Annotated in this window: 10 protein-coding genes; all 10 read right to left on the bottom strand. The window is 65.0% G+C overall.

The window, feature by feature from the left end:
- Positions 1 to 40: 40 nt before the first annotated feature.
- Complete coding sequence (locus tag RRU_RS07135; protein WP_014626157.1) at positions 41 to 634, bottom strand: hypothetical protein; 594 nt, start codon at positions 632 to 634, stop codon at positions 41 to 43.
- Between the two features lie 93 nt (positions 635 to 727).
- A complete protein-coding gene (locus tag RRU_RS07140) occupies positions 728 to 1,000 on the bottom strand; it encodes a hypothetical protein (protein WP_011389125.1) in 273 nt (90 codons plus the stop codon).
- Positions 997 to 1,851: a hypothetical protein gene (locus RRU_RS07145; RefSeq protein WP_011389126.1), complete on the bottom strand. Its 855-nt coding sequence runs from the start codon at positions 1,849 to 1,851 to the stop codon at positions 997 to 999. The genes RRU_RS07140 and RRU_RS07145 overlap by 4 nt, the downstream gene beginning before the upstream one ends.
- 6 nt (positions 1,852 to 1,857) lie before the next feature.
- A complete protein-coding gene (locus RRU_RS07150) occupies positions 1,858 to 2,775 on the bottom strand; it encodes a caspase family protein (RefSeq protein ID WP_011389127.1) in 918 nt (305 codons plus the stop codon).
- Positions 2,776 to 2,804: 29 nt separating this feature from the next.
- Entirely contained in the window at positions 2,805 to 3,710 is a 906-nt protein-coding gene (locus tag RRU_RS07155; RefSeq protein ID WP_011389128.1) for a caspase family protein, read from the bottom strand.
- A gap of 11 nt (positions 3,711 to 3,721) precedes the next feature.
- Entirely contained in the window at positions 3,722 to 5,929 is a 2,208-nt protein-coding gene (locus RRU_RS07160; RefSeq protein ID WP_011389129.1) for a hypothetical protein, read from the bottom strand.
- 28 nt (positions 5,930 to 5,957) lie between these two features.
- A complete protein-coding gene (locus RRU_RS07165; RefSeq protein ID WP_011389130.1) occupies positions 5,958 to 8,228 on the bottom strand; it encodes a hypothetical protein in 2,271 nt (756 codons plus the stop codon).
- 5 nt (positions 8,229 to 8,233) lie between these two features.
- The gene (locus RRU_RS07170; protein WP_011389131.1) at positions 8,234 to 10,414 is read right to left on the bottom strand and encodes a hypothetical protein; all 2,181 of its coding nucleotides are present in this window, start codon (positions 10,412 to 10,414) and stop codon (positions 8,234 to 8,236) included.
- 491 nt (positions 10,415 to 10,905) lie between these two features.
- Positions 10,906 to 12,672 (bottom strand): phosphate acetyltransferase, encoded by a 1,767-nt coding sequence (gene pta / locus RRU_RS07175; protein ID WP_011389132.1) that lies wholly within the window; start codon positions 12,670 to 12,672, stop codon positions 10,906 to 10,908.
- Complete coding sequence (locus tag RRU_RS07180; RefSeq protein WP_011389133.1) at positions 12,672 to 13,898, bottom strand: acetate/propionate family kinase; 1,227 nt, start codon at positions 13,896 to 13,898, stop codon at positions 12,672 to 12,674. The genes pta and RRU_RS07180 overlap by 1 nt, the downstream gene beginning before the upstream one ends.
- Between the last annotated feature and the right edge of the window lie 87 nt (positions 13,899 to 13,985).

A 13,985-nucleotide genomic window follows, 5' to 3' on the forward strand; every position in this document is an offset into this window, starting at 1 on the left:
GCGCAACGGGGTGGGTCCCCTTGCGCCGTTCCCGGGCGGATCAGGCGCTGCGCCGCGATAACGCGCTCTCCCGGTACTGGCGCACATGGGGCGCCGCGCTTTGGTAAAGCTTGAGGCGGACATCGCCGCCCCCGGCGGCGGCCGACAGTCCGATCATCCGCCGGGTCAAGGCCCGGGTGGCGATGCCGATCAGCTCCGCCTGTTGTTTCGCCGTGCCGATCGGCAGGTCACGCCGGGCCAGAACCTCGCCCAAGCGGGCGATCAACGCCTGATCGCAAGACCAATAAGGGGCGGTGTAGTGATAGAGCGCCTCGCCGATCAAGCAGCCGGTGAGATCAAGGCTGACGGCGCTGCCCGTATCGGCATCGCTCCAATGGTCGCGCGCCAGGGCCAGGGCCGGATAAAAGGCCAAGGCGGGGCCAAGCAGCGGCCGGGGCTGGCGCAGGTAAAGGGTGACGCCGCTGAAACGATCCCGATCGACAGTCAGGGCGATCATCATCAGCCGTCCCTCGGCGCCATGGCGGGCCAGGGCCCGGCGGGCGGCGGTATCGGGGCGGATCGCCAGACCGGCCAGCACGGCGCTCGCACCCGGGGTGCGGGCCAGCGGCAGATAGAACTCGGTCCGACGCCCCAAGAAGCCGATCCATAGGCGCTGGTGGAGCCACGGGCCAAGGGTGGCCAAGATAGCGGGCAGATCCGGCCACAACAGGCTGGCGAAGGCGCAGGCCTAGGCGAAGCGCCCGGCCTCGGCTCCCTTATAGGGCCGGGGGTCGAGGGTCAGGCCAAAGCTTGCCTGCGCTCCGAAATGCTCGGTCAGCTCCAGCGGCGCGCCATCGGCCGTCAGATCCGAGAACGATCGCCAAAGCCCACCCTCGGGAAGCCGCTCATGGCAGGCCAGCAGGGCCGAAAGCGCCGGGCCGGTTGGGGTCACACCGCCGAAAAGGCCGGCATGGGCCTCGCCCAGGGCGCGCAGGGCCTGGAAGAAATCGCCCGGGCTCATCCCAATCCCTCCCACAGGGCGGCGGGAACCAGGGCGCGCAAGGGGGCGATGACGGTCAGATGGCAGGGGATGATCGCGCCTGGGTCCACGCGCAGGCTGCGCGTTCCCGGCGGTCTGCGCCGCCACAGCTCGGCCGCGACATCAAGAACGGCGGCGGTGGTGACCAGCGCCGGCCGCTCGCCCTCGGCATCGAAGGCGGTCACCTCCAGGGCGCCGCGCAGCACGGCGGCCTCAACGGTTTCGCCCTCCTGCGGGCCTTCGCCATGGGCCTTCACGGCAAGCGTCAGGGCGGGAACGCGGGCCGGAAAGCTGATGTCATAGCGTATGGTGCCGATCGGCCCGTCGCCCTCGACAAGATCGGCCAGCTGCGCCGTGCCCTTTTCCAAAATCAGCGAGAAACTCGCGGTATTGGCGCCAAACAACGACGGTGCCTGGACGATATCGGCCAAAAGCTCCGCCCCGTCGCCCAGCACCAGCCGCGCCTCGCCGGCCGAGAACAGCGGAGGGACCAGCACGGCGTCGCTCACCGGCTGGGCCGGCACGGCGATTTCCGACCATGACCCCGTCGGGTCGGTCGGCCGCAGACGAAGGGCGGCGACTTCGCCATCGGCCAAAAGGGCGCGCACTGCAGCCTCTTGCGCCGGGGTGGCGCCCAGTTCGGCGGTCAGGCTGATAAAGGCCGGGCCGTTCCTGCTGGCCGAGACCACCGAAAAGGCCGGACCGCCATCGGCGCGCTTGGCCAGCCCGATCGTGGTGGCCAGCACATGGAAGCGCTTGGGGTCTTCGTCGTCCTGATAAACGACAAGCCCGGGCAGGGTGGGGAAGCGCAGGGGGCAGCCAAGGGTCAACATCGGTCCTCACCGGCTGTCGGTGAAGCCGGCCAGCACCGTTTCGGCCATGCGATTGCGCTGGCCGTAAAGCTGCGGCTCGGACTTCTCGGTGGCGTAACGCGGAATGGCATTGATGGCGCTGGCCATCAGCGTTTGGGCGCGGGCGGCGAGCTCGGCGACAAAGGCGGTGTTCGAGATCGCTAGCCCGCTTTGGCGGACGATATCGACCATCGCCGTCATGAAGACCGAGCCGTTCAAGCTTGGCGCGTCCCAGCTTGATTGGTCGGTGCGACAGGCCGAAATCAAGGTGGCGCGGGCCTGTTCGACGAACTGGTCGGCCGGGGCGATGGTCAGCTTGGCCAGATCGCCGGGCACGCAGGCCATGGCGTCGCGCCCGGCCACGCAGAGCCCGGCCCGCTTGAGGGCGCGGCAAAAGGAAAAGCCGGCGGGGGCGGCGCCAAGAAATCCGCGCGGGCGCGGGGCGCCTTCGATGGCGCTCATCCCCGCCGAGTGGCAGCTATCAAGGACGATCGTCAGATTGACCTGACTGGGCGACAGGCGGTTCGACAGGGCGTTGAATTCGTAATCGGTGATCATCGCCCCGGAGTGGGGAACGATGGTTTCATAGAAAAGATCGGGTTCGGGCTGGCCGCCGGCCGCCACCCCGGGGATCAGCCCGCCGTGGCCGGAAAAGAAGATGCACACGACATCGCCGGGCTGAGCGGCATCGACCAGTTCCTTGAAGCCCTGCAAGATGTTGCCCTTGGACGCCCAACCATTGCGCATCATGCGGATATTGGCCTCCGGGAAGGCGAAGGCATGGATCAGCAGGTCGCGGAACTGCTCGGCGCTGGTTACGCCGAAGGCCAGATCGCTGGGGCCATCGGCGCCATGGCGCCAATTGGAATAGTCGCTGACGCCAACGCAAAGAGCGTATTTCGCCATGGCCTGTTTCCCCTAAGAGCGCGTGCTTGTTAGATGCTGAAGGTCCATTCGGTCAAAAAGTCCTCGTCCTGGCGCACCGGACGGCCGCGCAGGCAGGGCGTTTGTTGCGAGGTGCCGAACTGGCTGACGAAGGCCGCGACCTTGCCGCGCAGGTCGCTGGCCAGCAGCCGGTTGGGCATTTTGAAGGCGCTTTGAGTGACCGTATCGAGCAGGGCCTTGGTCATGAAGCCATGGCGCAGGGTTGGATTCTCCTTGGCCGTCTCATCGAAATCGCACGCCGAGAACAGCGTCGCCTTGGCGGTTTCGGCGGTGTCCTTGGCGCCGTCCACCGTCATGGTGGCGCTGTCGACGGCGCGCAGGATGGCCTGGATATTGTTGACGAAGGGATCGACCGTCTGAGCGCAGATGGTGGGAAGGATGGTTTTGCAGGTCGAGACCAGGGCGCCCAGCTTGTCTTCGCCCCATTGGGCCACCTTGCTGCCCTGGGGGGGCGCCGGATCGTAAACCCCGCCGGAATGGCAGCTATCAAGCACCAGGGTCAGATTGAGACGGTTGAACTCCAGCCCGGCGATCAGGGCGTTGATCTCGTGATCTGAAATCATCGCCGCGCCGTCATAGGGCACAATGGTCTCGTGCCATTCCGACGGAGTGCCCGGCACCTGGGCGCGGTCGCCATGGCCGGAGAAGTAAAGGCAGATGACATCGCCAAGATCGGCGCGCGCCAGCAGGCGGCGCAGGTGTTCGAGGATATTGGTGCGCGTCGCGTCGCGATCGAGCAGCACGGTGATATCGTCGGGGCGGAAGCCGCGCCCGTGAACCAGGACATCCTCGGCGAAGGATTGGGCGTCGGTCAGGCACCACGACAGATTGCCAAAACCAACGGAGTTCCAATTGCGGTAATCATTGATGCCGGCCACAACCGCGCGCTTGGTCATCGGAGGCTCCTTCAGGCCGGTTTCTGGATGAAGCTGAAGCCGGGCTCGGCATCGACCCAGGGGCCGCGCAGCGGCTGGTTGGTCGCCTGCACGGCGTTGACCCGGTAGCGGTAGGTCTGGCGTTTCTCATCAAGGATCGGCACCTTGAGGTCGATGTAAGCCGCCGGATCATCGACGCGGATGGTCTTCTTGAACTGATGGTTATGGTCCTGATCGATATAGTCGATTTCGAGGGCGATGCGCTTGAGGCCGCTGAGGTCGAAGGGATCGAGGGTGACGTCGAGCAACTGGCGCCAAGGCATCTCGATGGTCACCGTCGGATCGGTGGTGGTGATCCGTGGTCCGCTCAACGAGCGCCCGCCGGGCAGCACATAGGTCGGTTCATACCACCAGGCGAGCTTGAGCGGATCGATGGTGCGGATCTTGAGCCGGGCGGTGGGGGAGCCCTCGCTCAGCGTGAAGCTTTCCTCGAAGGTGAAGCCGTTGGCCGGATCGGAATAGCCCAGCTTGAGCAGAACCTGGGCGACGCCCCAGTCCTTGAAATCAAGGCCGAGACCGGCTTCAAGGGCGATAAAGCCGAACTGGGCCTTGGGCTGAACCTCGATGGTGCCGCCCGGTCCGGTCAGGGTCATCACCGGGCTTTGGTGGAAGGCCGCCTTGGCGCGGATCGCCGGGGTGTCATCGAAAAAGAAGTCGAGCCGGTATTTCACATCAAGCGAGCGCTGTTGGTCGAGCGAGCAGGTGAAGACCTGGGGAGCGATGACTCCCTGGGCATTGGGCCGCAGTTCCAGATCATCGACATGGCGGGGGCGACCCTGGCCGTCATCGCCGTATTCCAGGTGAACCTTGCACAGCGTCAACGCCGCCTCGGCCCAATTGCCACCGCCCGACACATCGACCAGGATGCGCTTGAAGAAGGGATCATCAAGATCGACGCTGCGCATATGGGCGGCGCGGTCCTTGCCCGAGAGCAGAACGCCGAAGGTGCCATTGGGGGTATGCTGGCGTTCGACCGGCCCGGATTCCTTCCACACCAGATCGAGATTCTTGATTTCCTCCTGGCGGACATAGCGCAGGCGCAGGCCGACCATGGCGCCGGCCGCCATGCCGCCGCCACCCGCCGCCGCTCCGCCCGCCGCGCCGGCGGCGGGGGCCGCCATCGGTGCGCCGGGCGCACTGGCCGGATTGGCCGCGCCGCCGGTGGCCAGGGCGGCGGGGGTGGTACCCGCCGTCGCCGGGCCGGGGGGATTGGCCGGCGGCGTGTTGGCCGCTTGCGCCGGCTGGCTGACCGAGGCCGCCGGGGCGGCGGGAGCCGCTGGGGTCGCGGCGGCCCCCTGGCCCAGGGTTCGCCCGCCCAGGCCAAGGGCGCTGGCCAGCCCGGCCAAGGGATCGGTGCTTCGTCCGCCCGAGGTCGGCAGCGGCAGCGCGGGCGTGAAGAACTGGTTGATCACCTGTTCCTTGAGGAAGGCCATCGCCGCGTCCTTGGCCGCGCGGGTATTGTCGTCCTCGGCGAAGGTCAGAACCTCGATCTTCAGGATCTGGTCTTGTTCGAGCTTGGCGAGCTGGGCTTCGATATCGACGCGGAAGACCATGTATTGGGCCGATAAGCCGGCTTCGAAGCTTTCATAGACGCGCTTCATATTGGCCTTGACCCGCACCTCGAAGGCCGGGCGCAGAGCCATGAATTTCATGTCGTAGAACACGCAGATCGGCCCGCCGCCGCCGTCGAAGGCCTTTTCCATCAAGGTCGCGCCTTCCTGCGACAGCATCAGCGAAAAGGTCGCCGTCAGATCGCCAAACAGCGAGGGCACCGTCGAGCCCTCGGCGCGTTCGACGAAGCGGGCCTTCGCCGGATCGGCCTCGGCGGCGGAATCAAGCGATACGATGCGTACCGTGCCCTCGTGGAAGGGGGCGGTGACCAGTTGGGGATTGAGACTGCCCGTGCGCCTTGCCCGCGAGATAATGTCGCGGCGCGTCTGGTCATCAAGGGCGCAATCGACGGTTACGGTGACGAAGCCGCCGCCCAATTGCTGATCGGATTTGAACGCCACGTTGTCGGTCAGATCGCGCATGTATTTCAAGAACAGGAACCGCGGCTTGCCCGCCCCGTCCTTGGCGATGGCGACGTTTTCGGGCAGATAATAGAACGTGTCCTTATCGGCATGGTCGGGGAAGACCGTGACCTTGTTGACCGTGAAAAGCGGCTTCAACAGCAGCATGGCGTGTCTCCCACGGCGAACAGGGGGATCAAACGATCGAAAAAACCAGTTTGGTGCTATCGGACTCGCGGTCTGGCTCGAAGCGGCGCGAGCCATCGGTGCCGACGAAGGTCACGCCATAGCGATAGCGCGGGCGGGCGGGATCGGTCTGGGTGAAGCGGAATTCGCCGGTGGCGTCGCGGCTTGACAGGGTGTTGTCCTGGGTGACGACGGGTTGGCCGGCGCCGGGATCGTATTGGAACTGAACCTCGATGCGGGCGATCCCGGCCTCGTCAAAGGATTTGCCACGCGAGGAGACGGCAACGATGGTCTCGCGCAGGAAATCCTCGGTGACGAAGACGCGTTCATCGTCGGTCGAGACGAAGGGCCATTGGCGGACGGCGCCGGTCTTGGCCAGGAAGGTGACGCGGTAGGAGTAATGGCGCTTGTCGGCATCGGCGATCGGGATGACCCAGGCGCTGCTGACGTCGGTTTTCTCGGTGAAGGTCGCCTTGCCCGCATGGCGCAGGCCGTTCTCGGCGTCCTCATAGCGCAAATCGACGATGATCTGACGCAAGCTTGTCCAATCGACCGAGGGGATGATTTCGACTTCCAGACGCAGCGGTTGGGGATCGGCGATCAGCACGGTATCGGAGCGGCTGACCAGCGGGCCGATCTCCAGGCCGGTGCCGTTGGCGCGCAGGAAACGCAGCCGCGTGGTGACCTCGGCCTCCCCCGGGGTGAAGGGCAGGAAGCGCCAGGAGGGGGTCTTTTGATCGGGGCGCAGCATCAGGGTTTTGCGCCGCGCCGGGCCGCCGGCCGGGTTTTCGTGACTGGCCTCGATCTCGATGGTGGGAAAGCGCGTAAGCACCTCGTCATCGAGCAGGCGGAAGCCGACGGTGGCGGGCTGGAAGAAGCGGATGGGGTCAAGGGTGATGCGGGTTTCGTTGCTGACCAACCAGTCGCTTGTGAAGCCGCTCTCCAGGCCGTCGGGCATATCGGGGCCGGGGAAGAACTCAACGCGGTAGCGATAGCTGCGCCCCGAGGGCGGATCGAAGAACCATTTGACGCTTTGCGGTGCGTTGGGCTTGTCGAAGGTCAGGGCCTTGGCATCGCCCGCATAGTCAAAGGCGATGGTGGCGCCGGTGAACCCCAGCGCCTCGAAACTGCCGCCGACCGTCACCTCGACCGCCACGGTCTTGAAGAAATCGTCATCCAGGCGGACGCTGCGGATGAACAGATCCCTCGGATGACCGGCCAGAACCCCGGCCAACCCCTGCAGATGGCCCTGGGGCAGGATGCGGCGCTCGACGGCGGTAATTTCGCGGAACGACACATCCAGGGATTTGGTGTCGATGCGCGTCATGTCGCGTTTGGTATAGCCGGCGAAGGTCGGCCTCATCGATTTGGCGAAGCTGCCGACCTGTTCCCACCAGCGGTCCGAGATCGCCCCGCTTGGGTTGAGCGAGGGCTCGAAGAAGGTGTCGGTGATCATCTCCTTGACGAATTGCGCCGCCTCGTCGGTGCGATCGTTCAGCGCCGCGTCATCCGATCCGGCGGCGAAGCGCACGACTTCGAATTCGATCACCCGGTTGTCGATCAATTCGCTGACGAAGCTTTCGATATCGACCGAGGCGAACAGGAAGCTGGCCTGGAAACGTTCGTCGATATCGTGCTGAACCCGTTTCCAATCGACCTTCAGCGTCACGTTGAAGCCGGGCTTCAGGCCGACGAAGGTCAGGTCATAGACGATGCCGACCAGCGAGGAGGCCATGTCGAGGGTTTCCTCGACCAGGGTGGCGCCGCGCTTGGACAGTTCGACATTGAAGGTGGCGCGGTTGTCGCCAAACAGCGAGGGCGTCGCCGAGAAGCTGGCGCGTTCGACGAAGCGCTGGCCGGGCGGGGCGACGATCGAGGATTTCACCGGCAGGCTGCCATCGGCGGGGGCTGGCGGCGGCGGCGGGCTGGTATCGAGGTCAAGGATCATCAGCCGCACGCCGCCGCGGCGGTAATCGATGGGCACCAAGCGCGGCGTCTGATCAAGATCGCGCTTTTTCTTCACCGCTTTGGCGGCGTCGCTCAAACGATCGGCATCGACCCGCAGATCGCAATCAAAGGCCAGGAAGCCGCCGCCGCCTTCGACGCCGGGCGGCAGGGACTGGGGATCATCGGCGTATTTCAGGAACAGGAAGGCCGGCAGGCCATCGGGATGCAGGGCGAGACGGGGCGCCACCGGAAAGAAATAGAACAGGGTTTTATCCTGGTGATCGCCGACGATCATCAGCCCTTCTTCGAAAAGATAGTTCTCGAAATAGATCATGGCGCTTACACCGGAATTTCAAGAATGATCATCTCGTCTTCTGTCGTGCGCGGACCATCTATCTTTTTTGTGTTCTGTCCTTTCAGGGCGTAGTCCGCCTGAAAGGAATAGGCGCGTTTTTTTCTGTCCTTCAGATTCAAAGACCAGAGTTTGTCGGCCGATTGGGTGGGGGTGAAAACGAAGTCGTCGCGGACGCGGTAATTGGCCGCGTCGTCGCTATAATCAAGCTTGCACAACACGAAGCGCAGCAGGCTCCAGTCAAGCAGATCGGCCTTGATCGTGATCTCGACGGTTTCCTCGAACAATTCGCCAACGGCCAAGCTCGACGAGCCGTCGCCGTCTTTCCAGTCGACCTCCTGAAGGCGGCCATCCTTATAGGAGACCCGGAAGCGGTAGCGGAATTTGGTCGGACCGTTGTCCCAGCGCGGAATGGAGACGACGGGGCTGTCCTTTTCGCTGAGCAACTGAACCGTTTGTTTGACGCGGTGGTCGTTGGCGGCGTCCTGATAATCGACCTCGACGAAGATGCCGGCCATGCGGGTGAAGCTGCCCGCCGGAACGAAGGTGAGATTGATGCGCTCGCCAAAGACATCATTGATGATCAAGGTGTCGTTGGTCGATTGCGCGGTGGGCCGGGCAAGGGTGCGGCCCGATTTCAGAACATAGGTCGGCGTATAGCGATAGGGCTTGGTCACCGCCGCCAGGATCTGTTCTTTCCAGACCTGGGATTTGCTGTCGGCGGCCAGCAGCAGCGTCGTCGTCCGCTCGGCCACGCCGTTGGCCGCGTCCTCATAGGACAGGGCGACCTGCACCTGCTGCACGGTTTTTTCCCAATCGATATCGCCGGCCAGAACGGTCACGGCGAGGCCGGCCAGACGCGAGACCGGGATGACCAGGGCGGCTTTGTCGGTTTCGGTCTCGGGAATGGTGAGGGTGCGGGTGCTGGCCTTGAAGTGGATGACCGCGTCATAGCGGTATGTCCGCCCCAGGGCCGGGTCGATCAGCCGGCGAAAGAAGAAGGTGTCCTCGTCCTTCTGGAAAGTGAAGCTTTCGATCTTGTCGGCGTATCGCAGCGTGACGACGACCGAATGAATAATCCCTTCCGACCAACTGGCGTTACAATCGACCTTGACCGACAGCCGCTTGAAGAAGGCGTCGTTGAGCGGGATCTCCTTGAAGAAATCCTCCTTGGGGAAGCGCCCGCCGCCGGCGGCCAAGGCGCTTTGCAAGGTCGCCTGGGGATTGATCGACCAGGGGATGATGCTGTCTTGCTTGAAGTACACATCAAGGTCGGAGACCTTGCTGACGATCAGGGAGCGCTCGACATGCTCGATGCCGTCGATCTCGCCGCGTTCGGTGAAGGGGGGGATGACATCGGCCAGGGCCGCCTTGAAATGGTCTTGCAGCAGCGACCAGCCCCATTCAACGATCTCGTCCTTGAATTTCTTTTCCGAGCTCGGATCGGCGCTGAAATCGGGCCAGCGCACCACATTGACATCGCCCGAATTGGTGCGGCGAAAGTCTTCGCGGCGGGTTTGGGTGACGGTGTCGTCGCCCCAGAACGGCTCGTCGCGATCGATCTTCTCATAGTAGCTGGCGAAGTTTTCGCTCTGCAGCCAGACATGCATCTCGATCGAGGGGATGCGGGCGAGGAATTTCATCTTCATGACGATGCCGATCGGCATCGTTGGCATCTGGCAGGCCGCCCAGAACAATTGGGCGCCGGCTTCGCTAAGTTGAAGGGCGCTGACGGCGATGTTGTCGCCGAGCAGCGACGGCGTGCCGCCGCCCATCACCTTATCGACGATGCCGGTGCCTTCCTGAAAGGTGACCAGCGCGATCGAACCCTCGGTCCAGGTCGGATCGCCAAGACGCACCGGTTGATTGGGCAGGCCCTGGTCGCGGGCGGCCTTGTCGGCGCGCTCTTGCAGAACGCCGCGAACCCGAGCCGCCTGATCGGATGTCAGGCCGAACGCGGTGTCGAACTGCACATACCCGCCGGAGACGCCCTTGCCATCGGGGCCGGGATCGACTTCGGCATATTTCAGAAAAGTGAAAACCGGCTTGCCATCGGGCCCCAGCCGTAAACGCGGGATATTGGCGATAGCATAGAACATCCAAGGATCGTCGCTGTCCTTATAGATGGTGATATCGTCTATGCGGTCATGGGGTGGAATTATCAGCATGAACTGTTCCCCACCGAAATCGATTGATAGATCCCTTGCCACCTAAGAAAAAATATAAAATGCAGTCTGTCAAATGCATTCTTTGGGTTGTATCGCGCCGCTCTCAACACGGCACCTTTTGCCCGATCGGGCGGGGTGGAAGAAAGGGCGGTCCCGCTGCGTCCCCGGCGGTAGCGGAGAGAGCCGGGGCGCGGTGTGGTTTCGCTTAAGGTCTTGTCGGGGAATTAATTTATGTCGATTGCCGGCAATCGGCATGAACCCTGTCGGCGTTTCGCGGTGACACGGCGCGATCTTTCGCCCCTGTCGGGGCGCGCCGAAAAAAGCCGCGGCGCTGGTGCCGCTCTGGCCGCTTCCGAGCCTTTTCGGGGATGAAAACCCGGGGGAATTTATCCGATTACGCGACTCGGTCTTATCGTCGGTGACGGGAGGGTTGAAAAAAACCGCCACCCCACGAGAGGGGATGGCGGGGAGGGAGGGCGGGAGGAGGTAAGCTAGACGGCGGTGGCCAGGGTGTGCGGCGTCCGGGGTTCCCCCTGGTCGGCCTGGATGGCGGTCAGGGCGATGGTATAGACGATGTCGTCGACCAGGGCGCCGCGCGACAGATCATTGACCGGCTTGCGCAGGCCCTGAAGCATCGGGCCGACGCTGACCACATTGGCCGAGCGCTGCACCGCCTTATAGGTGGTGTTGCCGGTGTTGAGGTCGGGGAAGACGAAGACATTGGCCCGACCGGCGACCGGGCTGTCGGGGGCCTTCTGGCGGCCGACGCTTTCCACGCTGGCGGCGTCGTATTGCATCGGCCCGTCGATCATCAAGCCGGGGCGCTTGAGCTTGGCCAGGGCGGTGGCGGCGCGGACCTTCTCCACGTCGTCGCCCACCCCCGAACTGCCGGTGGAATAGGAAATCATCGCCACCCTCGGCTCGATGCCGAAGGCCAGGGCGCTATCGGCCGATTGAATAGCGATATCGGCCAGTTGCTCGGCCGTCGGATTGGGATTGATCGCGCAATCGCCATAGACCAGCACCTGATCGGGCATCAGCATGAAGAACACGCTTGAAACGATGCTGGCGCCGGGCGCCGTCTTGATCAGCTGCAGGGCCGGCCGCACCGTGCTAGCGGTGGTGTGAACGGCGCCCGAGACCAGACCGTCGACCTCGCCCAAGGCCAGCATCACCGTGCCCAGCACGACCGTGTCCTCAAGCTGGGCTGTGGCCTGAACGGCGGTCAATCCCTTGGCCCGGCGCATCTCGACCAAAGCCTCGACATAGCGCCCGCGCACCAGCTCGGGATCGAGGATCTCGATGGTATCGGGCAAACAGATGGCATTGGCCTGGGCAAGGGCGCGGATGCGCGACGGGTCGCCGAGCAGCAGGCAGCGGGCGATGCCCTTTTTGGCGCAGATCGCCGCGGCGCGCAGGGTGCGCGGCTCGTCGCCCTCGGGCAAGACGATGCGTCGGTCGGCGGCGCGCGCCGCGCCGACCAGCCGGTGGCGAAACAGCGGCGGCGGCATCGCCGCGCGGTGGGTGGGCGACGGGTCGGTCAGATGACCGCGCGCCACATGGTCGGCGATATGCTCGATCAACCAGACGACGCTTGCGTCGTCTTCGCCCAAGCCACGGGCCCGACCGGGCGCGGCGCCTCCGATCAGGCCGAGCAGGGACCGCTCGCTTTCGCCGGGAAACAGCGCGACCAACGGGCAAGGCAGGTTCAGGCCGGCCAGGGCTGCTTTCAACGCGTCCCCCTGCTGGCCCTCGCGGATCGAGGTGATGACGACGCCGCTCAGGGCGGCGGCGCCCTGGTGGTAAAGGGTGTCGGCCACGGTTTCGAGAACGTCGGTCGGGCTCGGACGGTCGCCCGAGACGACGGCGATCACCTCGGCGGCGAGACTGCGGCCGAGATCGCGGCCAAGCTCGGCCAACAACGGGTGATCGGCATCGGGCAGTGGCCCTTCCACCACCAGAACCGCGCTGTCGCCCCGCGCCCGTTCGGCTCGCTCGACGATCTCTTCAAGCAAACCGTCGCGCTGACCGGCGCGGATCATCGCCTCGGCTCGCCGCGCCGGGATCGGCCCGGCCAAATCGGCCGAGGGTGCGCCATCGCCGCCGACGGCGGCGTGGTCGGCGACCGGCTTGGCGAAGGCGACGCGCAGACCCTGGCGCTCGAAGGCGCGGACCAGCCCCTGGCTGACCGCCGAAAGGCCGGGCAGGGCGGTGGTGGCGGCGATGAACAGGGTTCGCCGATCGGCATGGGGGGTCATCAACTGGCAAGCCTTTCGTTTTGGGCGGAGTTCGAGAGCAGGCCGGCGATGGCGGCGGTGTCGTGGGCGATCATCCATTCCTCGTTGGTCGGCAGAACGGCGGCCTTGGGGCCGGCGCCCCGGCTGATCACCCCGCTTTCGCCGCGCGGCATGGTGTCATTGGCGGCGCTATCAAGCTCGAAGCCGAGCAGGCCGAGATGATCGAGGGTTCGGCCGCGAATAAGCGCCGAGTTTTCGCCGATGCCGCCGGTGAAGATCAGGGCGTCAAGGCGGGGCAAGGACATGGCCAGGGCGCCGATATGGCGGACAAGACGGTGGACGAAGACGCCCAGGGCCTCGGTCGCGCCGGCATGGCCCTGGCTCGCCGCCTCCTGCAGAGCGCGGCAGTCGCCCGACAAGCCCGACAGGCCGAGCAGGCCGCTGGTCTTGTTGAGCAGGGCTTCAAGGCCGTCGATATCGAGGCCCTCGTGGCGGGCGATATGGGCGAGAACGCCGAAATCGACATCACCCGAGCGCGTGCCCATCACCAGCCCCTCGAGCGGGGTCATGCCCATCGTCGTATCGACGCTGCGGCCGTTGAGCACGGCGGTGGCCGAGGCGCCATTGCCGAGGTGGGCGATGATCAGGCCGTGATGGTCGGGATCGAGCCCCAGAAGCTTGACCGCCTCGGCGGCGACGAAGCGATGGGAGGTGCCGTGAAAGCCATAGCGGCGCACGCCCAACCGGCTGTGATAGAGGCGGGGCAGGGCATAGAGATAGGCCTCGGGCGGCATGGTCTGATGGAAGGCGGTATCGAAGACGGCGACCTGGGGAGTATCGGGCAGGGCCTTCATGGCGGCGAAGATGCCGATCAGATTGGCGCGGTTGTGCAAGGGCGCGAGCTGGGCGCAGGCCTCGATATCGGCCAGGACCTCGGGCGTGATCGGCGCCGAGCCGGTGAAGCGCTCGCCGCCGTGCACCACCCGGTGGCCGACGGCGCTGATCGGTTCGAGCAGCCCCATCTCGCCAAGCCGGCCCAGCAGACAATCCAGGGCCTGCTGGTGACCTGCGTTGGCGATGGCGCGCTTATCGCGGGTGCCGGCGTGATCAATGCGGATCGAGGCCTCGGCCTGACCCAGGCATTCGGCGAGGCCGACCAGAACGGGGGTTCTTCCCTCCAAGGGGAAGAGGGCGAATTTCAGCGACGAAGAGCCGCAATTGATCACCAGGATCAGGGGACTGAGCATGATGGCGCGCTCCGGGGGATAAGACACAAGCGGCGGGTGGGGGCGGCCGGACCCTGTGGCGAGGATCGCCAAAGGGTCCGGCCGGGA

This window comes from Rhodospirillum rubrum ATCC 11170, assembly GCF_000013085.1.
GTDB classification, from domain to species: Bacteria; Pseudomonadota; Alphaproteobacteria; order Rhodospirillales; family Rhodospirillaceae; genus Rhodospirillum; species Rhodospirillum rubrum.

Bases quoted from the DNA above. Each gene is read 5' to 3' on its own strand.
- RRU_RS07140 (WP_011389125.1), bottom strand. From the start codon at position 1,000: ATGAGCCCGGGCGATTTCTTCCAGGCCCTGCGCGCCCTGGGCGAGGCC.
- RRU_RS07145 (WP_011389126.1), bottom strand. From the start codon at position 1,851: ATGTTGACCCTTGGCTGCCCCCTGCGCTTCCCCACCCTGCCCGGGCTT.
- RRU_RS07150 (WP_011389127.1), bottom strand. From the start codon at position 2,775: ATGGCGAAATACGCTCTTTGCGTTGGCGTCAGCGACTATTCCAATTGG.
- RRU_RS07155 (WP_011389128.1), bottom strand. From the start codon at position 3,710: ATGACCAAGCGCGCGGTTGTGGCCGGCATCAATGATTACCGCAATTGG.
- RRU_RS07160 (WP_011389129.1), bottom strand. From the start codon at position 5,929: ATGCTGCTGTTGAAGCCGCTTTTCACGGTCAACAAGGTCACGGTCTTC.
- RRU_RS07165 (WP_011389130.1), bottom strand. From the start codon at position 8,228: ATGATCTATTTCGAGAACTATCTTTTCGAAGAAGGGCTGATGATCGTC.
- RRU_RS07170 (WP_011389131.1), bottom strand. From the start codon at position 10,414: ATGCTGATAATTCCACCCCATGACCGCATAGACGATATCACCATCTAT.
- pta (WP_011389132.1), bottom strand. From the start codon at position 12,672: ATGACCCCCCATGCCGATCGGCGAACCCTGTTCATCGCCGCCACCACC.
- RRU_RS07180 (WP_011389133.1), bottom strand. From the start codon at position 13,898: ATGCTCAGTCCCCTGATCCTGGTGATCAATTGCGGCTCTTCGTCGCTG.